The 24,108-nt window shown below is 56.6% G+C and carries 19 protein-coding genes; 14 read left to right on the forward strand and 5 right to left on the reverse strand.

What is annotated here, in order from left to right:
- Positions 1 to 141 precede the first annotated feature (141 nt).
- From ndk to AB1E37_RS06375, 10 genes are all read left to right on the forward strand, one after another.
- Entirely contained in the window at positions 142 to 573 is a 432-nt protein-coding gene (gene ndk / locus AB1E37_RS06330; protein ID WP_004144312.1) for a nucleoside-diphosphate kinase, read from the forward strand.
- A 482-nt stretch (positions 574 to 1,055) separates the two neighbouring features.
- Positions 1,056 to 2,222 (forward strand): bifunctional tRNA (adenosine(37)-C2)-methyltransferase TrmG/ribosomal RNA large subunit methyltransferase RlmN, encoded by a 1,167-nt coding sequence (locus AB1E37_RS06335; RefSeq protein ID WP_002913894.1) that lies wholly within the window; start codon positions 1,056 to 1,058, stop codon positions 2,220 to 2,222.
- A gap of 276 nt (positions 2,223 to 2,498) precedes the next feature.
- Positions 2,499 to 3,494 (forward strand): cytoskeleton protein RodZ, encoded by a 996-nt coding sequence (gene rodZ / locus AB1E37_RS06340; protein WP_004149336.1) that lies wholly within the window; start codon positions 2,499 to 2,501, stop codon positions 3,492 to 3,494.
- 26 nt (positions 3,495 to 3,520) lie between these two features.
- Positions 3,521 to 4,642 carry a flavodoxin-dependent (E)-4-hydroxy-3-methylbut-2-enyl-diphosphate synthase gene (ispG, locus tag AB1E37_RS06345; RefSeq protein WP_002913892.1) on the forward strand — a complete coding sequence of 374 codons (1,122 nt, stop codon included), beginning with the start codon at positions 3,521 to 3,523 and terminating at the stop codon, positions 4,640 to 4,642.
- 91 nt (positions 4,643 to 4,733) lie between these two features.
- On the forward strand, positions 4,734 to 6,008 hold the full coding sequence (gene hisS / locus AB1E37_RS06350; protein WP_284302442.1) for a histidine--tRNA ligase: 1,275 nt from the start codon (positions 4,734 to 4,736) through the stop codon (positions 6,006 to 6,008).
- A gap of 34 nt (positions 6,009 to 6,042) precedes the next feature.
- Positions 6,043 to 6,663: a YfgM family protein gene (locus AB1E37_RS06355; RefSeq protein WP_002913890.1), complete on the forward strand. Its 621-nt coding sequence runs from the start codon at positions 6,043 to 6,045 to the stop codon at positions 6,661 to 6,663.
- A 10-nt stretch (positions 6,664 to 6,673) separates the two neighbouring features.
- Complete coding sequence (gene bamB, locus AB1E37_RS06360) at positions 6,674 to 7,852, forward strand: outer membrane protein assembly factor BamB (protein WP_002913889.1); 1,179 nt, start codon at positions 6,674 to 6,676, stop codon at positions 7,850 to 7,852.
- A gap of 113 nt (positions 7,853 to 7,965) precedes the next feature.
- Complete coding sequence (der, locus tag AB1E37_RS06365) at positions 7,966 to 9,444, forward strand: ribosome biogenesis GTPase Der (RefSeq protein ID WP_004144309.1); 1,479 nt, start codon at positions 7,966 to 7,968, stop codon at positions 9,442 to 9,444.
- A 117-nt stretch (positions 9,445 to 9,561) separates the two neighbouring features.
- On the forward strand, positions 9,562 to 10,641 hold the full coding sequence (locus AB1E37_RS06370) for a Gfo/Idh/MocA family oxidoreductase (protein ID WP_032447892.1): 1,080 nt from the start codon (positions 9,562 to 9,564) through the stop codon (positions 10,639 to 10,641).
- A gap of 49 nt (positions 10,642 to 10,690) precedes the next feature.
- Positions 10,691 to 10,909, forward strand: coding sequence for a zinc ribbon domain-containing protein (locus AB1E37_RS06375; protein WP_004201901.1), 219 nt, complete (start codon positions 10,691 to 10,693; stop codon positions 10,907 to 10,909).
- On the opposite strand, the gene xseA is transcribed toward AB1E37_RS06375, so the two are convergent.
- Positions 10,893 to 12,284, reverse strand: a complete 1,392-nt coding sequence (xseA, locus tag AB1E37_RS06380) for an exodeoxyribonuclease VII large subunit (RefSeq protein ID WP_004899825.1) — start codon at positions 12,282 to 12,284, stop codon at positions 10,893 to 10,895. The genes AB1E37_RS06375 and xseA overlap by 17 nt on opposite strands.
- 158 nt (positions 12,285 to 12,442) lie before the next feature.
- On the opposite strand from xseA, the gene guaB reads away from it, so the two are divergent.
- Together guaB and guaA are read left to right on the forward strand one after the other, a co-directional pair.
- Entirely contained in the window at positions 12,443 to 13,909 is a 1,467-nt protein-coding gene (guaB, locus tag AB1E37_RS06385) for an IMP dehydrogenase (RefSeq protein WP_004151980.1), read from the forward strand.
- A gap of 67 nt (positions 13,910 to 13,976) precedes the next feature.
- The gene (guaA, locus tag AB1E37_RS06390) at positions 13,977 to 15,554 is read left to right on the forward strand and encodes a glutamine-hydrolyzing GMP synthase (protein ID WP_004151979.1); all 1,578 of its coding nucleotides are present in this window, start codon (positions 13,977 to 13,979) and stop codon (positions 15,552 to 15,554) included.
- A 94-nt stretch (positions 15,555 to 15,648) separates the two neighbouring features.
- On the opposite strand, the gene AB1E37_RS06395 is transcribed toward guaA, so the two are convergent.
- From AB1E37_RS06395 to AB1E37_RS06405, 3 genes are all read right to left on the reverse strand, one after another.
- Positions 15,649 to 17,517: a sulfatase-like hydrolase/transferase gene (locus AB1E37_RS06395; protein ID WP_032447848.1), complete on the reverse strand. Its 1,869-nt coding sequence runs from the start codon at positions 17,515 to 17,517 to the stop codon at positions 15,649 to 15,651.
- Complete coding sequence (locus AB1E37_RS06400; protein WP_004162150.1) at positions 17,501 to 18,679, reverse strand: anaerobic sulfatase maturase; 1,179 nt, start codon at positions 18,677 to 18,679, stop codon at positions 17,501 to 17,503. The genes AB1E37_RS06395 and AB1E37_RS06400 overlap by 17 nt, the downstream gene beginning before the upstream one ends.
- 293 nt (positions 18,680 to 18,972) lie before the next feature.
- Positions 18,973 to 20,205, reverse strand: coding sequence for an MFS transporter (locus AB1E37_RS06405; protein ID WP_004899814.1), 1,233 nt, complete (start codon positions 20,203 to 20,205; stop codon positions 18,973 to 18,975).
- A gap of 73 nt (positions 20,206 to 20,278) precedes the next feature.
- Between AB1E37_RS06405 and AB1E37_RS06410 the strand changes: the two genes are divergently transcribed.
- Positions 20,279 to 21,190 carry a LysR family transcriptional regulator gene (locus AB1E37_RS06410; protein WP_074194804.1) on the forward strand — a complete coding sequence of 304 codons (912 nt, stop codon included), beginning with the start codon at positions 20,279 to 20,281 and terminating at the stop codon, positions 21,188 to 21,190.
- A gap of 96 nt (positions 21,191 to 21,286) precedes the next feature.
- Here the strand turns inward: AB1E37_RS06410 and AB1E37_RS06415 are convergent, their stop codons facing one another.
- Positions 21,287 to 21,460 (reverse strand): YfgG family protein, encoded by a 174-nt coding sequence (locus AB1E37_RS06415; protein ID WP_004174861.1) that lies wholly within the window; start codon positions 21,458 to 21,460, stop codon positions 21,287 to 21,289.
- 370 nt (positions 21,461 to 21,830) lie between these two features.
- On the opposite strand from AB1E37_RS06415, the gene AB1E37_RS06420 reads away from it, so the two are divergent.
- Positions 21,831 to 24,059, forward strand: coding sequence for an EAL domain-containing protein (locus AB1E37_RS06420; RefSeq protein WP_004899809.1), 2,229 nt, complete (start codon positions 21,831 to 21,833; stop codon positions 24,057 to 24,059).
- Positions 24,060 to 24,108 lie beyond the last annotated feature (49 nt).

The following is a 24,108-nucleotide window of genomic DNA, read 5'->3' on the forward strand; positions in this document are numbered from 1 at the left end:
GGCGGTTTGTGTTTTCAATACTCATCTTATTTTAACAAAATGTTACCTTCATCCGTAGGCAGGGGCGGGGATGCTCATTATAATGCGCGCCAGGCCATACAATCGTATGTGCAACAACAGAACATTTAATTAGAGGTAATCATGGCTATTGAACGTACTTTTTCCATCATCAAACCAAACGCGGTGGCAAAAAACGTTATTGGCAGCATCTTTTCCCGCTTTGAAGCTGCAGGGTTCAAAATCGTCGGCACCAAAATGCTGCACCTGACCGTTGAACAGGCTCGTGGTTTCTATGCTGAGCACGAAGGTCGCCCGTTCTTCGACGGTCTGGTTGAGTTCATGACCTCCGGCCCGATCGTGGTTTCCGTTCTGGAAGGCGAAAATGCGGTACAGCGTCACCGTGACCTGCTGGGCGCCACCAATCCGGCAAACGCCCTGGCGGGTACCCTGCGCGCTGACTACGCTGACAGCTTCACCGAGAACGGCACCCACGGTTCCGACTCTGTAGAATCCGCTGCCCGCGAAATCGCGTTCTTCTTTGCTGAAGGCGAGGTTTGCCCGCGCACTCGCTAATCTCCTGCGTCTTTCACGCCACAGCATTGTTGGCTTCCTTCGCGCACCCCGGTCACATAGTTATCTATGCTCCCGGGGATTTGCGAACTCGCCGTCTCGCTGTGACCTGAAATACTTTGGAGATACAAACCTCGTCTTTTCGACCGTCGCGGCGTTGGCTGCGCGCGTTCACCCCGGTCACATAGTTATCTATGCTCCCGGGGATTAATGAGAGGCTCCTGCCTCTCACCGGAGGCCAGCCTACGGCTGGTCAAATTCGTTCCCGACGAATTTGTCACTTGCTTGCCGCCTTGCGACAATCGAAAAGCCTTAGAGGATTGAGCAGTCAGTTACAGATTTTTTTCATTGCTTTGTGCAAACGTGGCAATGATGCGCCAGAATTTGTAGAATATAGCGCCCCTGGACGAGCAGTCGCTCTCCGGGGCGTTTCTTTTTCAACCCACCTGGGGCCATAACGTGTAATAACGAGGCCGGAAAATATTATGTCTGAACAAATTGTCACGCCTGATACCGCCGCTCTGACGGTGCCGAACAAAGATGCCAAAATCAACCTGCTGGATTTAAACCGTCAGCAGATGCGCGAGTTTTTCAAAAACATGGGCGAGAAGCCTTTCCGCGCCGATCAGGTGATGAAATGGATGTATCACTACTGCTGCGACGACTTTGATGAGATGACCGACATCAACAAAGTCCTGCGCAGTAAACTGAAAGAAGTGGCGGAGATCCGCGCCCCGGAAGTGGTTGAAGAGCAACGCTCAACCGACGGGACCATTAAATGGGCGATTGCCGTTGGCGATCAGCGCGTCGAGACCGTCTATATCCCGGAAGAAGACCGCGCCACCCTGTGCGTCTCCTCCCAGGTAGGCTGCGCGCTGGAGTGCAAATTCTGCTCCACCGCCCAGCAGGGCTTTAACCGCAACCTGCGGGTATCCGAAATTATCGGCCAGGTCTGGCGCGCGGCGAAGATCGTCGGCGCGGTGAAGACCACCGGCGTGCGTCCCATTACCAACGTAGTAATGATGGGCATGGGCGAGCCGCTGCTGAACCTCAACAACGTCGTTCCGGCGATGGAAATCATGCTCGACGATTTCGGCTTTGGCCTTTCCAAGCGTCGTGTGACCTTGTCTACCTCCGGCGTGGTGCCGGCGCTGGATAAACTCGGCGATATGATCGACGTTGCGCTGGCGATCTCCTTGCACGCGCCGAACGACACCATTCGCGACGAAATCGTCCCGATCAACAAAAAGTACAACATCGAGACGTTCCTCAACTCGGTGCGCGGCTATATTTCGAAGTCCAACGCCAACCAGGGCCGGGTGACCATCGAGTACGTGATGCTGGATCACGTCAACGACGGCACCGAGCACGCCCATGAGCTGGCGGCGCTGCTGAAAGATACGCCGTGCAAGATCAACCTGATCCCATGGAACCCGTTCCCGGGCGCGCCGTATGGCCGCAGCTCCAACAGCCGCATCGACCGTTTCTCCAAAGTCCTGATGGAGTACGGCTTTACGACCATCGTGCGTAAAACGCGCGGCGACGATATCGATGCCGCCTGCGGCCAGCTGGCGGGCGACGTCATTGACCGTACCAAGCGTACGCTGCGTAAGCGGATGCAGGGCGAAGCGATTGACGTAAAAGCGGTCTGACAAATGATGACCCGTGCAGCGCAGGCGGCACGGGTCATATTTATGGCCGATAGCCAGGCGAAATACGCTGATTCGGTTAATAATTACGGTGCGTTTTTGTCGACTTTGAGGCAGTATGTAGCGGCACAACAACCGCTTAGCATTCAATTTTGATTCGTCTCTGTGATCGCGCGGCTGACAGTCCTATACTGTGAGGCTGACGTAGCACAGATGTCTCGCGGCGCCGGCTTTTTCCCGCGCTGAACTTTAAATTTCACGTACCAGTAGTTGTAGCGAATGAATACTGAAGCCACTCAAGATCATCAAGAAGCAAACACCACGGGCGCGCGTCTGCGTCACGCCCGCGAACAACTCGGACTTAGCCAGCAAGCGGTGGCCGAACGCTTATGCCTGAAGGTGTCCACGGTTCGTGATATTGAAGACGATAAGGCCCCCGCCGACCTCGCCTCCACCTTCCTGCGCGGGTACATCCGCTCCTACGCTCGCCTCGTACATATTCCAGAAGACGAGCTGCTGCCGATGATGGCCAAGCAGGCGCCCATCCGCGCGGCGAAAGTCGCGCCAATGCAGAGTTTCTCTTTAGGCAAGCGCCGCAAAAAGCGCGACGGCTGGCTGATGAGCTTCACCTGGCTGGTGCTGTTTGTGGTTATCGGTCTGAGCGGCGCCTGGTGGTGGCAAGACCATAAGGCGCAGCAGGAAGAGATTTCGACTATGGCCGATCAGTCTTCCGCAGAGCTGAACGGCGGCGACGCCAACAGCCAGAACGTGCCGCTGGATACCAGCGCCCCTGCAGCCCCGACCGCCGATAGCGCCGCGAACAGCGCGCCAACCGATACCGCCAGCGCACCGACCACCAGCGCGCCGGCCCAGACGCCAGCGGATAATAACGCTGTCGTGGCGCCTTCCCAGGCCAATGTCGATACCGCGGGGACGACGCCGGCAGCTCCGGCTACCACCCCAGCCTCGCCGTTGCCGACCGATCAGGCGAACGTCACGACTCCGGCGGCGTCGGCGCAGGATCTGGTGATGAACTTTTCCGCCGACTGCTGGCTGGAAGTGAGCGATGCCACCGGTAAAAAACTGTTCAGCGGCCTGCAGCGTAAAGGCGGTAACCTGAACCTGAGCGGTCAGGCGCCGTATAAGCTGAAAATTGGCGCCCCGGCCGCGGTACAGATCCAGTATCTGGGCAAGCCTGTCGATTTAAGTCGTTTTATCAGAACTAACCAGGTTGCGCGTCTGACCCTCAATGCCGAATCATCACCGGCGCAGTAACAGACGGGTAACGCGGGAGATTTTTCATGCATAACCAGGCTCCGATTCAACGTAGAAAATCTAAACGTATTTACGTTGGTAATGTGCCAATTGGCGATGGGGCTCCCATCGCCGTTCAGTCAATGACCAATACGCGCACCACCGATGTGGCGGCGACCGTAAATCAAATCAAAGCGTTAGAGCGCGTAGGCGCGGACATTGTCCGTGTCTCTGTTCCGACGATGGACGCTGCTGAGGCGTTCAAACTTATCAAACAGCAGGTTAACGTCCCGCTGGTCGCCGATATCCACTTTGACTACCGTATTGCGCTGAAAGTGGCGGAATATGGCGTCGACTGCCTGCGTATCAACCCGGGCAACATCGGCAACGAAGAGCGCATCCGCATGGTTGTAGATTGCGCTCGCGATAAAAACATCCCGATCCGCATCGGCGTCAACGCCGGCTCGCTGGAAAAAGATCTGCAGGAAAAATATGGCGAGCCGACGCCGCAGGCGCTGCTCGAATCCGCCATGCGTCATGTCGATCATCTCGATCGTCTGAACTTCGATCAGTTTAAAGTCAGCGTTAAAGCCTCCGATGTCTTCCTGGCGGTGGAATCCTATCGTCTGCTGGCGAAACAGATCGATCAGCCGCTGCATCTCGGGATCACCGAAGCGGGCGGCGCGCGCAGCGGCGCGGTAAAATCGGCGATCGGTCTGGGACTACTGCTGTCCGAGGGGATCGGCGATACGCTGCGCGTCTCGCTGGCGGCGGATCCGGTGGAAGAGATCAAGGTCGGCTTCGATATCCTCAAATCTCTGCGTATTCGTTCCCGCGGCATTAACTTTATCGCCTGCCCGACCTGTTCACGCCAGGAGTTTGACGTTATCGGTACGGTGAATGCTCTGGAGCAGCGTCTGGAAGATATCATCACCCCGATGGATGTTTCGATCATCGGTTGCGTGGTGAACGGCCCGGGCGAAGCGCTGGTCTCCACCCTTGGCGTCACCGGCGGCAACAAGAAAAGCGGCCTGTATGAAGACGGCGTGCGTAAAGATCGCCTGGACAACAACGACATGATCGACCAGCTGGAAGCGCGGATCCGCGCCAAAGCCTCGATGCTCGATGAAGCCCGTCGGATTGATGTTCAACAGGTTGAAGCAAAATAACGTGTTGGGAAGCGATACGCTTCCCGTGTATGATTGAACCTGCGGGCGCGAGGCGCCGGGGTTCATTTTTGTATATATAAAGAGAATAAACGTGGCAAAGAACATTCAAGCCATCCGTGGCATGAACGATTATCTGCCGGGCGAAACCGCTCTCTGGCAGCGCATTGAAGGCTCACTGAAGCAGGTGCTCGGTAGCTACGGTTACAGCGAAATCCGTTTGCCGATTGTAGAGCAGACCCCGTTATTCAAACGCGCGATCGGCGAAGTGACCGACGTGGTTGAAAAAGAGATGTATACCTTCGAAGACCGCAATGGCGACAGCCTGACGCTGCGTCCGGAAGGGACGGCGGGCTGCGTACGTGCCGGCATCGAACATGGTCTGCTGTACAATCAAGAACAGCGTCTGTGGTACGTCGGGCCAATGTTCCGTCACGAGCGCCCGCAGAAAGGTCGCTACCGCCAGTTCCACCAGATCGGCGCCGAAGTGTTTGGCCTGCAGGGCCCGGACATCGACGCGGAGCTGATTATGCTGACCGCGCGCTGGTGGCGTGAGCTGGGCATCTCCGAACACGTCAGCCTGGAGCTGAACTCCATCGGTTCGCTGGAAGCGCGCGCCAACTACCGCGACGCGCTGGTGGCATACCTGGAGCAGTTTACCGATAAACTGGATGAAGACAGTAAACGCCGGATGTATACCAACCCGCTGCGGGTGCTGGACTCCAAAAACCCGGACGTTCAGGCGCTGCTCAACGACGCGCCGGCGCTCGGCGATTATCTTGACGAAGAGTCGAAAGCCCACTTTGCCGGCCTGTGCGCGTTGCTTGACGATGCCGGGATCCGCTACACCGTCAACCAGCGCCTGGTGCGCGGCCTTGATTACTATAACCGCACCGTGTTCGAGTGGGTGACCACCAGCCTTGGTTCCCAGGGCACCGTCTGCGCCGGCGGTCGTTACGACGGCCTGGTTGAGCAGCTGGGCGGTCGCGCTACCCCGGGCGTGGGTTTTGCCATGGGGCTGGAACGTCTTGTTTTACTGGTCCAGGCAGTGAATCCGGAATTTAAAGGCGATCCTGTTGTCGATATATACCTGGTAGCCTCCGGGACCGATACTCAGTCTGCTGCAATGCGTCTGGCTGAGCAGGTTCGCGATGCGCTGCCCGGCGTGAAGCTGATGACCAACCACGGCGGCGGCAACTTTAAGAAGCAGTTCGCCCGCGCTGACAAGTGGGGGGCGCGCGTCGCGCTGGTGGTCGGTGAGTCGGAGATCGCTGACGGAAACGTGGTAGTGAAGGATTTACGCTCAGGTGAGCAAACTACCGTAACGCAGGAGAGCGTTGCCGCGCATTTGCGCACACTTCTGGGTTAATCTCCCGGGAATTATTAGTCAGGAGAAGGACTGCGTGGAAACTTTTAACAACGAGAACGATCAGGTCGATGCGCTGAAGCGCTTCTTTGCCGAAAACGGCAAAGCGCTGGCGGTCGGGGTGATTTTAGGGATTGGCGCGCTGGTTGGCTGGCGCTACTGGACCTCCCATCAGCAGGATACGGCCAGAGACGCGTCGCTGGCTTACGAGAAGGCGACTTCCGCGCTGAAATCGAATACGCCAGAAGTGCTGTCAGGGGCAGAGAAATTCGCGGCTGACAATAAAAATACCTACGGCGCCTTCGCCTCTCTCGAGCTGGCACAGCATTTTGTTGAACAGAACGATCTGCCGAACGCTGAAAAGCAGCTGCAGCAGGGGCTGGCGGCCGCATCTGATGATAATCTGAAATCGGTTATCAGTATGCGTCTGGCCCGCGTTCAGCTGCAAATGAAACAGGCTGATGCGGCGCTGAAAACCCTCGACAGCATCAAAGGTGAGGGCTGGACCGCCATTGTGGCCGATTTGCGCGGCGAAATTCTGTTGAGCAAAGGCGATAAGCAAGGGGCCCGTGCGGCGTGGGAAGCTGGCGTGAAAAGCGATGCTTCTCCTGCGCTCAGCGAAATGATGCGTATGAAAATGAATAATTTGTCCATCTGAGAGGGACTCGATGCAATTGCGTAAATTACTGTTGCCAGGGCTGCTTTCCGTTACCTTGCTGAGCGGGTGTTCGCTGTTTAATAGCGAAGAAGATGTGGTGAAAATGTCACCGCTGCCGACGGTAGAAAACCAGTTTACGCCGTCCACGTCCTGGAGCACCTCGGTTGGCGATGGTATCGGCGAATTTTACTCTAACCTTCATCCGGCCTTTGCCGACGGCGTAGTGTATGCTGCTGACCGTAAAGGCACCGTCAAAGCGCTGAACGCCGACGACGGCAAAGAGGTGTGGTCGGTGAATCTGGCGGAGAAAGATGGCTGGTTCTCGCGCACGCCAGCGCTGCTTTCCGGCGGGGTGACCGTCTCTGGCGGCCATGTTTATATCGGCAGCGAGAAAGCGCAGCTTTATGCGCTGAATACCAGCGATGGTACCGTGGCCTGGCAAACCCGTGTCGCCGGCGAGGCGCTGTCGCGTCCGGTGGTGAGCGATGGCATGGTGCTGGTGCATACCAGCAACGGCCAGCTGCAGGCGCTAAACGAGACCGATGGGGCCGTGAAGTGGACCGTTAACCTCGATATGCCGGCGCTCTCCCTGCGCGGCGAGTCTGCGCCTGCGACCGCCTACGGCGCGGCGATCGTCGGCGGCGACAACGGCCGCGTCAGTGCAGTATTGATGCAGCAGGGGCAGATGATTTGGCAGCAGCGTATTTCTACGGCCACCGGCCCGACGGAAATTGACCGCCTGAACGACGTCGACACGACGCCGATCATCGTTAACGGTGTGGTTTATGCGCTGGCTTATAACGGTAACCTGACCGCGCTGGACCTGCGTAGCGGCCAGATTATGTGGAAACGCGAGCTGGGTTCGGTGAATGATTTCATCGTCGATGGTAACCGTATCTACCTGGTTGACCAGAACGATCGCCTGCTGGCACTGACCACCGACGGCGGTGTAACCCTGTGGACGCAAAGCGATCTGCTGCACCGTTTGCTGACCGCGCCGGTGTTGTATAATGGCAATCTGGTCGTCGGCGATAGCGAAGGCTACATGCACTGGGTTAATCCGGAAGATGGCCATTTTGTGGCGCAGCAGAAAGTCGATAGTTCCGGCTTCCTGACCGACCCGGTGGTTGCCGATGGTCGACTGCTGATCCAGGCGAAAGACGGTACGCTGTACGCGATTACGCGTTAATTACCGCTGTCGTGAGTGATTAAGAAACGGCCCCTGGCAGACAGGGGCCGTTTTGACTTTTTTAAAAACGTCGTTAAGACGATGTTGCTTAGTGATTGTATGAGGCATTTAACATGATACCTGTGGTCGCGCTTGTCGGGCGCCCTAACGTTGGAAAATCCACGCTCTTTAACCGCCTGACGCGCACTCGTGATGCGCTGGTTGCGGATTTCCCGGGGCTGACTCGTGACCGTAAGTACGGTCGGGCCGAAGTCGAAGGCCGCGAATTCATCTGTATCGATACCGGTGGTATTGATGGTACGGAAGAGGGCGTGGAAACCCGGATGGCGGAGCAGTCGCTGCTGGCAATCGAAGAGGCCGATGTGGTGCTGTTTATGGTCGATGCGCGCGCGGGCCTGATGCCGGCGGACATCGCGATCGCTAAACACCTGCGCTCTCGTGAAAAGCCCACCTTCCTGGTGGCTAACAAAACCGACGGCATCGACGTCGACCAGGCAATGGCGGACTTCTGGTCGCTCGGCCTGGGCGATATCTATCCGATTGCCGCTTCGCACGGCCGCGGCGTGACCAGCCTGCTGGAGCAGGCCCTGCTGCCATGGGTCGATGAGGTTAATCCGCAGGAAGAAGTGGATGAAGACGCCGAATACTGGGCGAAATTCGAAGCCGAGCAGAATGGCGAAGCGGAAGAAGAGCCGGAAGACGACTTCAATCCGCAGGATCTGCCGATCAAGCTGGCGATTGTCGGACGTCCTAATGTCGGTAAATCAACCCTCACCAATCGCATCCTCGGTGAAGATCGCGTGGTGGTTTACGATATGCCGGGCACCACCCGTGACAGCATTTATATCCCGATGCAGCGTGACGAGCGCGAATACGTGCTCATCGATACCGCCGGGGTGCGCAAGCGCGGGAAAATCACCGACGTAGTGGAAAAGTTCTCGGTGATCAAAACGCTGCAGGCGATTGAAGACGCCAACGTCGTGCTGCTGGTGATCGATGCTCGCGAAGGGATCTCCGACCAGGACCTCTCGCTGCTGGGCTTTATTCTTAACAGCGGCCGTTCGCTGGTGATCGTCGTTAACAAGTGGGATGGCCTGAGTCAGGAAGTGAAGGAGCAGGTGAAGGAGACCCTCGACTATCGTCTGGGCTTTATCGACTTTGCCCGGGTGCACTTCATCTCCGCCCTGCACGGCAGCGGCGTCGGCAACCTGTTTGAATCGGTGCGCGAAGCCTACGACAGCGCTACGCGCCGCGTAAGCACCGCGATGCTGACCCGGATCATGAACATGGCGGCGGAAGATCATCAGCCACCGCTGGTGCGTGGCCGTCGCGTGAAGCTGAAATACGCCCACGCCGGGGGCTACAACCCGCCTATCGTGGTGATCCACGGTAACCAGGTCAAGGATCTGCCGGATTCCTACAAGCGCTATCTGATGAACTACTTCCGTAAATCCCTGGACGTGATGGGCACGCCAATCCGGATCCAGTTCAAGGAAGGGGAAAACCCGTTCGCTAACAAGCGTAACACCCTGACGCCGAACCAGATGCGTAAACGTAAGCGCTTGATCAAACACATCAAGAAAAGCAAATAATCATTAAACCCGCTTCGGCGGGTTTTTTGTGGCCGCCATGCCGGTAAATGTCAAAACCTTCCGCCATAATCCCGCGATACTTCGCCGGGAACAGAGCGGCTCAAAGGTGGACTTACTATGCAGATTGGTTTTATCGGCCTCGGCGCGGTGGTGGAAACCGCCTATTTACCGGCGCTGCGTCGCCTGGGGGACGTCATCGACCGCTGCCAGGGCTATGACCTGGACTGCAGCAGAGCGCTGCCGGGGATCCAGCGCTGTAGTTCGCTGTCGGCGCTGCTGGCAGAACCCCTGGATACGCTCTTCATTACCACCTCATCACTTCAGCATCTGCCCGTACTGGAGAGGGCGTTAGCCAGCGGCATTTCCCGCATCGTGGTGGAAAAGCCGATCGTGGCCAACCTTGAGCAGGCCGCCCGGCTGCGGGCGCTGCTGGCGCCGCCTGAGCAGGCCGCGCGGGTGCTGGCTCTTGACCACTGGATGGCACGAGGCGTTGCGCTGAACGCTCCTGGCCCGCGGTGGCGAGCGGAAGGGGAGGCCAGCGGCCTGCCTCCGCCGCACCTGTCAGCGCAGGATATCGTCTGGATCGAAGGTTATTTGCAGGAGCCAAGCGGCTTTAACAGCGCTGGTGAGCCGGTCGCACTCAATTTTGCCACCGGGGAGCTGGATACCCGGCAGCTGCGTCACCCTGATGGGGTGATCCTCGATATCGGCACCCATGTCCTGGCGATGCTCCGCGAAACCCTGCACGCCAGCGGAGGCGATACGGCGCTGAGCCTTTCCCTTCGGGTGGCGAAAGACCGCCTCGGCCATGACATTGCTCCTGGGGATACGAGCACTGCCGAGGGGGTGGCGCATCTGCAGGGAACCCTGGGCACTATCCCGCTCAATATCTGGCTCAACAAATACGCGGGTCCCGCGGGCGGGCAAAAGGGAATGCGAATAGGACTGCGGGACGGGCGAGTAATCACCCTCGATCGCGCCCCTGAGGGCGAAGTGGTGACGCTACAGGACGGCGAGCGGGTGCAGCGCTGGACCCGGCCCGGGGCGATCTATACGCACTGTCTTGATGAGCAGATCCTCGGCGCGGATAATTTGTTTATCCGGGCGCCGGACAGCGTGGCCGGGCTAACGCAGCGTAGGCTTGAGGAAGTGGAATGGCTGCTCAGGTTGCAGCAGCAATTACGCGGCCCGCATTAAACCCGGAACATGATAAAATAGGTGCAGATAAACGTTGAAAGGAATGGTTATGGAACTTGATTGCCCTCTGTGCCACGCGCCGTTAGATGTCAAAGGCAGTAGCGCGCATTGCGCCCAGTGCGAAAGGGTGTTTGCCCTCGAGGCCCGCTGCCCGGAATGCCACCAGCCGCTGGAGGTGCTGAAGGCGTGCGGCGCGGTGGATTACTTTTGCCAGCATGGGCATGGCCTGATCTCGAAAAAACGGGTGGAATTTATTCCGCTGGTTTAGTGGGCGAAGGCTTTCTGGCCCGCGTTTTTTTCACCGGCGCGATCTGCTTCACTTCGCTTTCGACCCAGCCGTCTTTCAGGCGGGTGGTGAGCCGATCGCCGGTTTTGACCTGTTTTGTCTGCTTCAGCACCGTACCGTCGCTCACCGAGGTGACGCTGTAGCCCCGCGCCAGGGTGGCTAAGGGGCTCACCGCCTCCAGATGGGTCACCGCGTTGCCAAACCGTTCACGCCGCTCGCTGAGGCGGCCACGCATAATTTCCGCCAGCCGGTATTCCAGCTGCTGGATCCGCGACTGCGCGCGGTGGATCCGCGGCTGCGGGTTGTAGTGATTCAGACGCTGAACGGTGCGCTTTTGCCGCTGTTCTGCGCGCTTAAGCTGTGACTCCACGGCGATACGCATCCGCTGGCGCAGGCGTTCCAGGGCGGTCTGCTGGCGGGCCAAGCGCAGCTGTGGATGCTGTTGCTGCAGGCGATGGAACAGCTGGGTAAAACGGCGCTGGCGACTGGCGAGGAAATAGTCCATCGCCATTTCCAGCCGCTGCTGTCCGGACTGCAGCTGGCGCAGCAGCTCCTGCTGGTTGCGGCTGACGATTTCCGCGGCGGCTGAGGGAGTCGGTGCCCGCAGGTCGGCAACAAAATCAGCGATCGTGACGTCGGTTTCATGGCCGACGGCGCTGACGATAGGGATCTGGCTGGCGAAAATAGCCCGCGCCACCCGCTCATCGTTAAAACTCCACAGATCCTCCAGCGAACCGCCGCCGCGTCCGACAATCAGTACGTCACACTCCTGGCGCGCGTTGGCCAGCGCGATGGCGCGCACAATCTGTCCGGGGGCGTCGTCACCCTGGACCGCGGTTGGGTAGATGATCACCGGCAGCCCGGGATCGCGGCGCCTGAGCACATGGAGAATATCGTGCAGCGCGGCACCGGTTTTCGAGGTGATGACGCCGACGCAGTGGGCGGGAGAGGGGAGCGCCTGCTTATGTTTTTGCTCGAACAGTCCTTCCGCCGTTAACTGCGCTTTCAGCTGCTCATACTTCTGCTGCAGCAACCCTTCGCCGGCGGGCTGCATGCTTTCGACGATAATCTGGTAGTCGCCGCGCGGCTCATACAGGGTGATGTTGGCGCGAACCAGCACCTGCTGCCCGTGCTGCGGGCGGAACGTGACCCGGCGGTTGCTGTTGCGGAACATCGCGCAGCGCACCTGGGCATTATCGTCTTTTAAGGTGAAGTACCAGTGGCCGGAGGAGGGCTGGCTGAAGTTAGAGATCTCGCCGCTGATCCAAACCTGACCCATTTCGCGCTCAAGCAGCAGACGCACCGTCTGATTGAGGCGGCTTACGGTAAAAATTGCGGGGGATTGAGAGGGTAACATGTGAGCAAGATCAAACTTTAAATCAGCAGGTTATTCAGTCGATAGTAACGCGCTCAGAGGGGATGGCAAGTATTATTTGCAAAAAAGGGTAGATGCAATCGGTTACGCTCTGTATAATGCCACGGCAATATTTATCCACCCTGGTCGAGATATTGCCCATGCTACGTATCGCTAAAGAAGCCCTGACGTTTGACGACGTCCTCCTCGTTCCCGCTCATTCTACCGTTCTGCCGAATACTGCCGATCTCAGCACTCAGCTGACGAAAACCATTCGTCTGAATATTCCTATGCTCTCCGCAGCCATGGATACCGTAACGGAAGCGCGTCTGGCTATTGCCCTGGCACAGGAAGGCGGCATCGGCTTTATTCACAAAAACATGTCCATCGAGCGCCAGGCGGAAGAAGTTCGTCGCGTGAAGAAACATGAGTCCGGCGTGGTCACCGACCCGCAGACTGTTCTGCCGACGACCACTCTGCGTGAAGTGAAAGAGCTGACCGAGCGCAACGGTTTCGCCGGCTACCCGGTGGTTACCGAAGAAAACGAGCTGGTCGGCATCATCACCGGCCGCGACGTGCGTTTCGTCACCGATCTGAACCAGCCGGTCAGCGTCTACATGACGCCGAAAGAGCGTCTGGTCACCGTTCGTGAAGGCGAAAGCCGTGAAGTGGTCTTCGCTAAGATGCACGAAAAACGCGTTGAGAAAGCGCTGGTCGTGGATGAGAGCTTCCACCTGCGCGGCATGATCACCGTCAAAGACTTCCAGAAAGCAGAACGTAAACCGAACGCCTGTAAAGATGAGCAGGGCCGTCTGCGCGTAGGCGCGGCGGTCGGCGCCGGTGCCGGCAACGAAGAGCGCGTAGACGCGTTGGTAGCGGCAGGCGTTGACGTTCTGCTGATCGACTCCTCGCACGGTCACTCAGAAGGCGTTCTGCAGCGTATCCGTGAAACGCGCGCGAAATATCCTGACCTGCAGATCATCGGCGGCAACGTCGCCACTGGCGCAGGCGCACGCGCGCTGGCGGAAGCCGGCTGCAGCGCGGTGAAAGTGGGCATCGGCCCGGGCTCCATCTGTACTACCCGTATCGTCACCGGCGTGGGTGTGCCGCAGATCACTGCTGTTTCCGACGCGGTGGAAGCGCTGGAAGGGACCGGTATTCCGGTTATCGCTGACGGCGGTATCCGTTTCTCCGGCGATATCGCCAAAGCGATCGCCGCCGGTGCGGCGGCGGTGATGGTTGGCTCCATGCTGGCGGGTACCGAAGAGTCCCCGGGTGAAATCGAACTCTATCAGGGTCGCTCTTACAAATCCTACCGCGGGATGGGCTCCCTTGGCGCGATGTCCAAAGGCTCCTCTGATCGCTATTTCCAGAGCGATAACGCCGCTGACAAACTGGTGCCGGAAGGTATCGAAGGCCGCGTGGCCTATAAAGGCCGCCTGAAAGAGATCATTCACCAGCAGATGGGCGGTCTGCGTTCCTGTATGGGTCTGACCGGCTGTGGTACCATTGACCTGCTGCGTACCAAAGCTGAATTCGTACGCATCAGCGGTGCGGGCATTCAGGAAAGCCACGTTCACGACGTGACCATCACCAAAGAGTCCCCGAACTACCGTCTGGGCTCCTGATTTCTTCGCCCGACCTTGCGTCGGGCGATTTATTTACTCTGTTTCACTTGCCTCGGAATTAGCGTCAATGACGGAAAACATTCATAAACATCGCATCCTCATCCTCGACTTCGGGTCTCAGTATACTCAGCTGGTGGCGCGTCGCGTGCGTGAGCTGGGCGTCTACTGTGAGCTGTGGGCATGGGATGTCACGGAAGCACAGATCCGCGAATTTAATCCAAGCGGCATCATTCTTTCCGGCGGCCCGGAAAGCACCACCGAAGAGAACAGTCCGCGCGCGCCGCAGTATGTGTTCGAAGCCGGCGTGCCGGTATTTGGCGTCTGCTACGGCATGCAGACCATGGCGATGCAGTTGGGCGGCCATGTAGAAGGTTCTAACGAGCGTGAGTTTGGTTACGCGCAGGTTGAAGTGGTTAACGACAGCGCGCTGGTGCGCGGTATCGAAGATTCCCTGACCGCAGACGGCAAACCGCTGCTGGACGTGTGGATGAGCCACGGCGACAAAGTGACCGCCATCCCGGCGGACTTCGTAACCGTCGCCAGCACCGACAACTGCCCGTTCGCCATTATGGCCAACGAAGAAAAACGCTTCTACGGCGTGCAGTTCCACCCGGAAGTGACCCACACCCGTCAGGGAATGCGTATGCTGGAGCGCTTCGTGCGCGACATCTGCCAGTGCGAAGCGCTGTGGACCCCGGCGAAAATCATTGACGACGCCGTTGAGCGTATCCGTCAGCAGGTTGGCGACGACAAAGTGATCCTCGGCCTCTCCGGCGGTGTGGACTCTTCGGTGACTGCGATGCTGCTGCATCGCGCTATCGGCAAAAACCTGACCTGCGTATTCGTGGACAACGGTCTGCTGCGCCTGAACGAAGCGCAGCAGGTGATGGAGATGTTCGGCGACCACTTTGGCCTGAACATTGTTCACGTTGAAGGCGAGCAGCGTTTCCTCGACGCGCTGGCGGGTGAAAGCGATCCGGAAGCGAAGCGTAAAATTATCGGTCGCGTTTTCGTGGAAGTGTTCGACGAAGAAGCGCTGAAGCTGGACGACGTCAAATGGCTGGCGCAGGGTACCATCTACCCTGACGTTATCGAATCTGCCGCTTCCGCCACCGGTAAAGCGCACGTCATCAAATCTCACCACAACGTGGGCGGCCTGCCGAAAGAGATGAAGATGGGCCTGGTTGAGCCGCTGCGTGAGCTGTTCAAAGACGAAGTGCGTAAGATCGGCCTGGAACTGGGCCTGCCGTACGACATGCTCTACCGTCACCCGTTCCCGGGCCCCGGCCTTGGCGTGCGCGTGCTGGGCGAAGTGAAGAAAGAGTACTGCGACCTGCTGCGTCGTGCGGACGCTATCTTCATCGAAGAGCTGCACAAAGCTGACCTGTATAACAAAGTCAGCCAGGCGTTCACTGTGTTCCTGCCGGTTCGTTCCGTCGGCGTGATGGGCGATGGCCGTAAATACGACTGGGTGGTTTCCCTGCGTGCGGTGGAAACCATCGACTTTATGACCGCGCACTGGGCGCACCTGCCGTATGATTTCCTCGGCCGCGTCTCCAACCGTATCATCAATGAAGTGAACGGTATCTCCCGCGTGGTGTATGACATCAGCGGCAAGCCGCCAGCAACGATTGAGTGGGAGTAATCCCCGGCGTTAGCTGAGTAAAACGAAACCCTCTGTGTTTACAGAGGGTTTTTTTATAGCTGCTACATTAAGGTCTCCCACCTGACGGCAAGCGCTAATCGCGCATATATTGATGCATCTGGGCCGCCGTCAGATCCCACTGGCTTCCTTCAAACGGGGGCATATAGCTGCCATCATCTTCGCCAATCTCAGCGGCAGTGAGCTGATTGAGTTTATCGTTCATTGTCATTAACAGATCCCGGTATTTCTCTGGCTCCCGGGCGAGGTTATGATTTTCTTCGGGGTCGTTAACCAGATCGAAAAGTTCAACATCATTATTCTCCAGCAGCTCGGCCAGGGTCGCAGGAATATGATGCTGCTTGAGCGAAAAGTAGCGGGCAAATTTATAGTGTCCATCGTTGATCATACGGATCCCTGAGCGATGGGAAAAATCAGGATGGAGTGACGCGATCGCTTTTTTAAATTGATCGTGCGGGAGTTTTTCTCCAGCCAGCTTTCTGAATTTTGCCGTGTATTGCGCATCCATATACAGGATCATGCCGTAACAATAAAGCGAACCCGGACGCAGCGCATTTAAGCCCGCTTGCTCAGGATGCGCCAGTAATGGGCTCATATCCCGGCCTTTTCTGCCCTCCAGGACTTTCTCTCGCAGCGACCGATCGCGTCCAGTCAGACCAATCAGGGTCGGTACTAAATCCAGATGATTGGTCAAACTGTTGCAGCGGATATTTCCCGGATACGCCGGATGGCGAATGATCATCGGCACATGGATCTGCTCTTTATACACCGAGGAACCTTTACCATGCATCTGGTGGGAGCCACCGAGTTCCCCATGGTCGGCGGTAAAGACGATAATCGTATTTTGCGTCAGTTGAAGATTATCAAGTTCATTGAGAATCGCCTCAAGATGCTGGTCATTATCGCGAATACAGTTGAAATAATAATCCAGTAATTTGCGCCAGCGCCGGTCTTCATCGGGGAACTGTCCCTCCATCACCGCCCTGGCATTCTGGTACTCTTTATGGGCGGCAGGTCTGCCAGGCTCATCGAGCGGCTGGTGGCGGTTTGCAGGCAGCGGATAGTCTGGCCAGCTTTGCTGATAGATTTGGTTGTGCGGGGGTTGGGTTGGCAGCAGGGTGTGGTTTTCTTTATCCATTGGCCCTTTCCACTGCACCTGCTCACCATACTCATCGGTGTCGATAAACATGACATCGTGGGGGTTAACCAGGTTTACTGCCGCGAACCAGGGTTTATTTTCATCATTCAGCGGGCGGCCGGTGTTACGTAGCCAACTAATGGTCTGCCCCGTGGTGACTGAATCAAAGAAATAGCCGCCCTTACTTTTCCCGATGACATCGCCAATGCCGTGATAATCAGAGAAACCATACTTTTCCATAATTTCATGCAGTCGCGGCGTCGGGATCTCGCCCAGGTCCATTTCTTCTACCGATTTACCAGCGACCGGCTGATCGATCTCCCGGGTAAGATGCCATTTACCTTTATACGCCGTGTAATAACCCAGTTCACGCATCATATGGCCCACGGTACGTAATTCCGGATCCAGATCGTAATTCATCCAGGGGAAGCCAAGATTATCAAACATCCGGGTGTGCGGCATATGGAGCCCGGTGTACATGACAGAGCGCGATGGCGTACAAACGTTGGCCGTGTTCTGATGATTGGTAAAAGTGATACCCGTTTTCATCAGGCGTTCCCGGCCCGGCACCGGAAAGGGATACCGCTCGAAATAACGTTCCTGATCGCAGGTTATTAGTAAAATATTGTAGCCTTCGGGCAGTGTGTCAGGGATTTCGCCGGTGAAAGGAATATCCCATGCCGCTTTCGGGGCGGCATTATTTTGCGCGGCGTTTCCCGTCTCTGGTAACAGGCTCACGACAGCGGCAATCCCCAGACCTTTGAGGAGAACGCGGCGATTTCCATCTATTTTATTTGGTTCTTTCATCTTCAGACTCCGTTAATTGTAATATATTTTGCCGAATCTCCGGGATAAGACTCATAATGAGCGCGGGCGGCTGGCAATTTAATAAAAGCCTTCGCATGACGTTCATATAGGGCGTGATATGGCCGAAAAAGGCTAAATAGCCGCTGCACAGGTAATTCTGTGCTTCGTCGTCATGGATGGTAAAACGGTGTTTAGGGCATCCCCCATGGCAGGCAAAGCGCCAGTGGCAGCTCTGACAGCGGGCAGAGAGTTGGCCCTTTTGCTTCCCGAACTGTTGCTGAAATGGCGAGCTCGCCATCGCTGCCATAGCATCTTGCTTCAGATTACCCAGCTTATATTCCGCTGAGACAAAGTGATCGCAGCTGTAGACATCGCCGTTTTGCTCCACCAGTAAACTCTGCCCACAGACAGGCTGCATGGTGCAGAGCGTGGCGGGCTGGCCGGCCCATACGCCGAGCAGATTATCAAAGTACTGGATAAACACCCTGCCAACATCGTTTTCCAGCCAGTCGTCGAAAACACTGCACAAAAATTTGCCCCAGCCCTCAGGGGTAACTGACCAGGGAGCAGGGGAGTCAACGAGAGGAATAAACTGGAGATGGTGAAGGTTTAGCTCGCGGCTCAGGCAGCGATAGAGACTTTTCCCCTGGCTTGCAGACTGGCGGCTGACCACCACCATGGCATTTACCGGAACGTCATGCTGCTGCAGGCAGCGTATGGCCTGCACAACTTTTTCCCAGGTGGGTTTTCCGCAGCCCGTCGTACGCCAGGTGTCGTGGAGTGACGCAGGGCCATCAATGGATAATCCGACCAGAAATCCATGACGACGCAAAAAACGAGCCCATTTATCGTTCAGCAAGATGCCGTTGGTTTGCAGGCTGTTGGCGATGATTTTGTTACCACGGTAACGCTGCTGGAGCTCGACCACCTTTGCAAAAAAATCCAGCCCACATAAGGTAGGCTCACCGCCCTGCCAGCAAAACTCGACGTTTTGCGAGGGGGTCGATGAAATGGTGTTGTGAATGTACGCTTCCAGCGTGAGGTCGTCCATGGTGGCATACCCTGGACGCGGAACCTCGTTTTCCAGATAGAAACAATACCGACAGGCCAGATTGCATCGATTGCCGCCGGGTTTTGCTACGGTATTAAAATTAGCGCTCATTCTTTGCTATGCTCGAACGTTTTCGATGAGGAAGAGAGTAAAGCTAATTGTGTTACCGGAGGTGTGGCTAATGTTACCGATGGCGACTGGCTTTATTTTTTGGATCATTATGCAAGCGAAAAATACAGGCGGTATCGTTATTTTTCGCTGGTGACAGCATGCCCTGCTATTCTCTTAAAAATTTCATCATTGATTTGGTGAATATATTTTTATTAAAAATTTATAATATGAATAATGCCTGCCATATGGCTATAAGCGCAGGCGTAAATTATCAAGGGCGTAGTGATCCACGTTTACTCTTCAGCAAGGTTGTTTTTGGCTATCGGTTGGTCAACGGCCGCTGCCGGATATTCTACATTACGTTCATCCTGCGCCTTACCCGCCTCGCGCACCATCGCCAGCGCCAGTCCGGCAACGATCAACGTTAACCCGGTGGACACCCACATTCCGCCGATAATGCCCAGCCGGTGGTTCAGCCATGCGTAGGCAAAGGGTGAAACAGCTGCCATCAGTTGCCCGGGGATCAGCAGGAGACCCGTGCGGCTGGCGTAGCTTTCTGCGCTAAACAGCGCCAGCGGCAGCGTCGCTTTGACAATCGTCACCAGCCCGTTAATCGCGCCATAGCCCAGCACAAACCCGGCTGCGCATCCGGCAAAGGTCGAGCTGCTCAATCCAAGGAGAAAACAGAGCGGCATGGCGAGCGCAGTAAAACGCGTTAGCGTGAGCGAGGTGACCCGGGGACCGGCCAGCACTTCCCCCAGCCGGGCGCCGGTCTGGCCGAATCCCCACAGCACACCGACGGCAACCGGCAGACCAAAGTGGCTGATAAACTCCGGCAGATGGGTAGAGTTACCGTTAGAGATGAAGGTGATCAGCGCAATAAAGATCGCGTAACGCGCCCCGTTACGCCGGTCGCCCTCTGCTGTCGCTGGCGGGGCTGGTGATTTCGCCGCTGAACTGAGCCGCTGGCGAGGCAGTTGATAACTCAGCCATGCGCTCAGCAGGCCAAACAGCGCATAGATCCGCAGGGCATTCTGCCAGGGCATGATGGTTAATAACGCCTCGCCCAGCGGCCAGAAGAGGGCAGAGGCCAGACCGCCAGCGAGAGTGATATGAGAGATAGTTTTCCGCGCCTGCTGACCGTACAGATTCACCACTGCGGCGAACAGCGCATCATACAGTGAGAGCCGCATGCCGATGCCGGTCAGCAGCCAGGCGCCGTACCAGCCGGCCAGCGAAGGGCGCCAGGACATCATGGCGCAGCTGGCGGCTATCAGTAAGGTACCGCTGGTGACCACCAGCCTTCCGCCAAAGCGAGCCAGCAGCCTGGCAACGAACGGGGAGACAGCGGCCATCATCAGCATCGCAAGCGTAAGGCCGAGATAGATCTGCGGCAAGGACCATCCTTTGTCGGCGGCGATAGTCCCGGCAAAGGTGCCGGGCATATAAAAAGAGATCCCCCAGTTGATGAGTTGCTGACCGCCCGCGGTGAAGGCAAGGCGTCGGGGAATAGCGTTTATTTCCATGGTTTTTCATTCCGTTAAGACAGTTGTCCTGAGCATACCCGGCAGGCTATTGTTCTGGCAGAGCGGCCACCTTATGCGCGGTATAAGAGAAACTTTTATGACAACACTGAACCTGGGAAATCTGGCGACCTTCCGGCTGGTCGTACAGCGCGGCAGCTTTTCTGCCGCCGCCGACGCGCTGGGGATCTCCCAACCTGCCGTCAGCCTGCAGGTACGTCAGCTGGAGCAGTTTTTACAGACCAGGCTGCTGGAGCGAACCGGACGTGGGATCAAGGCGACGGCGGCGGGAATGGCATTGCTGGCCCACAGCGAGCAGATCGATCGGGCGGTGAATAGCGCGGTGCAGTCGGTCAGCGCATTCAGTCAGGAGGTTAATGGATCGTTGACGCTGGGGACCGGCGCGACGGCCTGCATTCATCTTCTTCCACCGCTGCTGCAGCATCTTCGTCAGCAGCACCCGCTGCTGACGGTGGGGGTGACCACCGGCAACACGCTGGATATCGTCCGCGCGGTGGAAGAAAACCGGCTCGATCTCGGGCTGGTCACGCTGCCCGTGCAGGGGCGCAGTCTGGCGGTGACTACGGTGTTAGATGAGGAGTTCGTGACCATCTATGCCAGCCGCGAGACGGAGATGCCGGCGGTTTATACTCCCGCCGAACTGCAGGCGCAGCCGCTCATTGCCTTCGAGGCGGGTAGCGGCACGCGGGATCTGATTGACCGCTGGTTCCGCTCGGCGGGACTGGCGGTGACGCCGGTAATGCAGTTGGGGAGCATCGAGGCGATTAAGCGCATGGTGCGGGCAGGGCTGGGCTACAGCATCGTGCCCCGCATGGCGGTGGAGCGGGTGGAGGATCGCGACGGATTACGCGTACACTCGCTGGCGCCGCGGCTATACCGACAGCTGGCGGTAGTCATGCGTCAGGACAAAATTGTGACAAAAGGTATCGCTGAAATGCTGCGCCTGCTGCATACCGTGCGCTTATAAATCGCCGACGGCAAAATTACCGCATCAAAGACAGTACTTCAGCAGCGAGCGGCTCTGCCTGCGGAGTGTGGCGCTTGCAGTATTAGAATCAAAAGATTACTCGCGGGGGGAGGGCTCGACGGTGAGCGATGACTCCTGCGACGCTTTTTTATCCTGATGATGGTACCAGGCGCCGATGGAGGAGTAGACAAAGCGTCCAAAGAAGAAGAGAAAGCTGATAAGCAGTACGATACGGGTCATGCGACGGTTAAATCGATGTCGTTTACGCATACTGGGTGCCTGACTCACAAAAGGATCCTTGAAGTATACCCGAAGATGGGCGATGGGGGTATTAAGGCACAGGAACGAGATGGGGTCAATTGATGCAGATGTAAAAGTGCGGCAGTGAAAACATTAATTAATGTTATATAAGATAATCGTCGTATTTACATGCTCACTTTATTAGCCGTGAAATGTCGGGAAAAATAAGATTTATTAATGTTGGCGTCAGCATTTGTTGATTTATATCAATAGTCTCCTTCTCTTGGCCACTAAAATCAGCGGACGTTACCGTATCGTTATTATTTACGCGGTCAGCATGGGTGGTTGGATGCCTGCCTGAATATGCCTCGCGGGAGCAGAGGCACTCTGTAGAGCACCTATGAATTTATTAAAATACTATCAACAATATCGCGACAAGTGGTGGGCTTTACCGCTCGTTCTGCCTGCGCTGTTATTACCGGTCGCCAGATGGGCGAATACCTACACCATGCTCAATGGTCATATGGTATTTTTGTATTATCTTCCCCTGGCGCTGGTGCTCAGCCTGATGATGTTTTTTGGTTGGGCGGCGATCCCTGGCATTATTATTGGCCTGCTGTTAACTCTGGCCCACGGCATGATGCTTGAGCAGTCCATCGGTGTACTGTTCCATTTCCTTATCCCCTGCGTGCTCTGCTGGGGCGGCTACCGCATTTTTGTCCCCCAGCGTCAGCAGGTCTCACACGGCAACGTCCGACTGATGCCGCATCGTCTGTTCTGGCAAATGCTGCTCCCTTCGGTCATTTTTCTGATTTTGTCACAGATTGCCGAATATCTTGGACTCCATCCGCGCACAACGGAAATGACCGGCGTTACGCCATTTAGTTTACGTTCATTAATCACCTTTCAGGCGCTAATGGTAGGGTGCCTGACCGGCATGCCGCTGTGTTATTTTGTGTTACGGGTCATTCGTAATCCTTTTCATTTACGCGGCTTTATTTCTCAGGTTCGCTTACAAATTGATCCAAAAATAAAAAAAATTGAAATCATTTGCTGGGCGACGGTATTAATTCTGTTACTGTGGCTATTATTGATGCCGCTTAATGATAGCAGCACCATATTTAGTACGAATTATACGTTGTCATTGCTGATGCCGGTGATGCTCTGGGGTGCCATGCGTTTTGGCTATCGCTTTATCTCACTGATCTGGACGCCGGTGCTGATTGCCGTGATCCATTTTCATTACCGTTACTTACCAATTTACCCAAGCTATAACACCCAGTTGGCGATCACGTCATCAAGCTATCTGGTATTCTCGTTTATTGTCGCCTATACGGCGATGCTGGCGACACAGCAGCGGCTGATCTACGCTCGCGTCCGGCAGATGGCCTTCCTCGACCCGGTGGTTCATATGCCGAACTTGCGGGCGCTGAGCCGGGCGCTCAACGGCACGAGCTGGTCGACGCTCTGTTTTCTGCGCATTCCTGAGCTTGAACTGCTTGGGCGCCACTATGGGGTACTTTTGCGAATCCAGTATAAGCAAATGCTGGCGAACCACCTGAGAACGCTGCTGCAGCCCAACGAAGCGGTATATCATCTTGCCGGTCACGATTTAGTGTTCCGTCTCAATAGCGAAGGGCACCAGGCGCGCATTCACTTAATTGACCGCTCCCTGCGACAGTTCCGTTTCCACTGGGACGGGGTCCCCCTGCAGCCGCGGATCGGCATGAGCTATTGCAACGTTCGCTCGCCGGTCAAGCATCTGTATTTACTGCTTGGCGAGTTGAACACCATTGCCGACATGTCGTTAGCCAGCGGCCATCCGGAAAATTTACAGCGCCGCGGCGCGGGCCATGTTCAGCAGGATCTGAAAGATAAAGTCGTGATGATGAACCGCATTCTCAAAGCGCTGGAACATGACCATTTTGTCCTGATGGCGCAGCCTATCCAGGGCATTCGCGGCGATCGCTATCATGAAGTGCTGGTGAGGATGGAAGGGGAGTCGGGTGAGCTAACGGGGCCAAACGAGTTCTTGCCGGTGGCGCACGAGTTTGGGCTGTCAACGCGGGTGGACCAGTGGGTTATTGAGCATACGCTGGCCTTTATGGACGCCAACCGGCGGGCGCTGCCCGGTCTGCGGCTGGCGATCAATCTTTCTCCGGTGTCGCTGAGCCGCAGCCAGTTTCCTCAGGAGGTCGAAGCGCTGCTGCAGGCCTACAACATTGAGCCATGGCAGATTATTTTCGAGCTGACCGAGAACTACGCGCTCAGCAATCCCGAGCTGGTCTGCCAGACTTTAGAGCATCTGCGGGCGCTGGGCTGCCGGGTGGCGATCGATGATTTTGGTACCGGCTACGCCAGCTACGCCCGGTTAAAATCAATGAACGTCGACATTCTTAAAATCGACGGCAGTTTTATTCGCAATCTGCTTGCCAGCAGTCTTGATTACCAGGTCGTGGACTCTATTTGTCGTCTGGCGCGTATGAAGAACATGCAGGTGGTGGCCGAATATGTGGAGTCGCCGGAAATACGTCAGGCGGTCATCACGCTGGGGATCGATTATATGCAGGGCTATGATATCGGGGTACCGGTACCTCTGACGCAGTTGGCGGAGGAGATGACCGGCTGAGCAGCAAAAAGCCGGGCGTAAGCGCCCGGCTCGGTTGATAGCCAGAGAT

Source organism: Klebsiella sp. Shm-1 (genome assembly GCF_040804525.1).
Taxonomy (GTDB): domain Bacteria; phylum Pseudomonadota; class Gammaproteobacteria; order Enterobacterales; family Enterobacteriaceae; genus Klebsiella; species Klebsiella pneumoniae.

What these genes read in the sequence shown, in the direction of transcription:
- der (WP_004144309.1), top strand. Translation starts at nt 7,966, where the DNA reads ATGATACCTGTGGTCGCGCTTGTCGGGCGCCCTAACGTTGGAAAATCC.
- bamB (WP_002913889.1), top strand. Translation starts at nt 6,674, where the DNA reads ATGCAATTGCGTAAATTACTGTTGCCAGGGCTGCTTTCCGTTACCTTG.
- ispG (WP_002913892.1), top strand. Translation starts at nt 3,521, where the DNA reads ATGCATAACCAGGCTCCGATTCAACGTAGAAAATCTAAACGTATTTAC.
- ndk (WP_004144312.1), top strand. Translation starts at nt 142, where the DNA reads ATGGCTATTGAACGTACTTTTTCCATCATCAAACCAAACGCGGTGGCA.
- AB1E37_RS06370 (WP_032447892.1), top strand. Translation starts at nt 9,562, where the DNA reads ATGCAGATTGGTTTTATCGGCCTCGGCGCGGTGGTGGAAACCGCCTAT.
- AB1E37_RS06410 (WP_074194804.1), top strand. Translation starts at nt 20,279, where the DNA reads ATGCGCGGTATAAGAGAAACTTTTATGACAACACTGAACCTGGGAAAT.
- AB1E37_RS06395 (WP_032447848.1), bottom strand. Translation starts at nt 17,517, where the DNA reads ATGAAAGAACCAAATAAAATAGATGGAAATCGCCGCGTTCTCCTCAAA.
- AB1E37_RS06335 (WP_002913894.1), top strand. Translation starts at nt 1,056, where the DNA reads ATGTCTGAACAAATTGTCACGCCTGATACCGCCGCTCTGACGGTGCCG.
- guaA (WP_004151979.1), top strand. Translation starts at nt 13,977, where the DNA reads ATGACGGAAAACATTCATAAACATCGCATCCTCATCCTCGACTTCGGG.
- guaB (WP_004151980.1), top strand. Translation starts at nt 12,443, where the DNA reads ATGCTACGTATCGCTAAAGAAGCCCTGACGTTTGACGACGTCCTCCTC.
- AB1E37_RS06420 (WP_004899809.1), top strand. Translation starts at nt 21,831, where the DNA reads ATGAATTTATTAAAATACTATCAACAATATCGCGACAAGTGGTGGGCT.
- rodZ (WP_004149336.1), top strand. Translation starts at nt 2,499, where the DNA reads ATGAATACTGAAGCCACTCAAGATCATCAAGAAGCAAACACCACGGGC.
- AB1E37_RS06415 (WP_004174861.1), bottom strand. Translation starts at nt 21,460, where the DNA reads ATGCGTAAACGACATCGATTTAACCGTCGCATGACCCGTATCGTACTG.
- AB1E37_RS06375 (WP_004201901.1), top strand. Translation starts at nt 10,691, where the DNA reads ATGGAACTTGATTGCCCTCTGTGCCACGCGCCGTTAGATGTCAAAGGC.
- xseA (WP_004899825.1), bottom strand. Translation starts at nt 12,284, where the DNA reads ATGTTACCCTCTCAATCCCCCGCAATTTTTACCGTAAGCCGCCTCAAT.
- AB1E37_RS06400 (WP_004162150.1), bottom strand. Translation starts at nt 18,679, where the DNA reads ATGAGCGCTAATTTTAATACCGTAGCAAAACCCGGCGGCAATCGATGC.
- AB1E37_RS06405 (WP_004899814.1), bottom strand. Translation starts at nt 20,205, where the DNA reads ATGGAAATAAACGCTATTCCCCGACGCCTTGCCTTCACCGCGGGCGGT.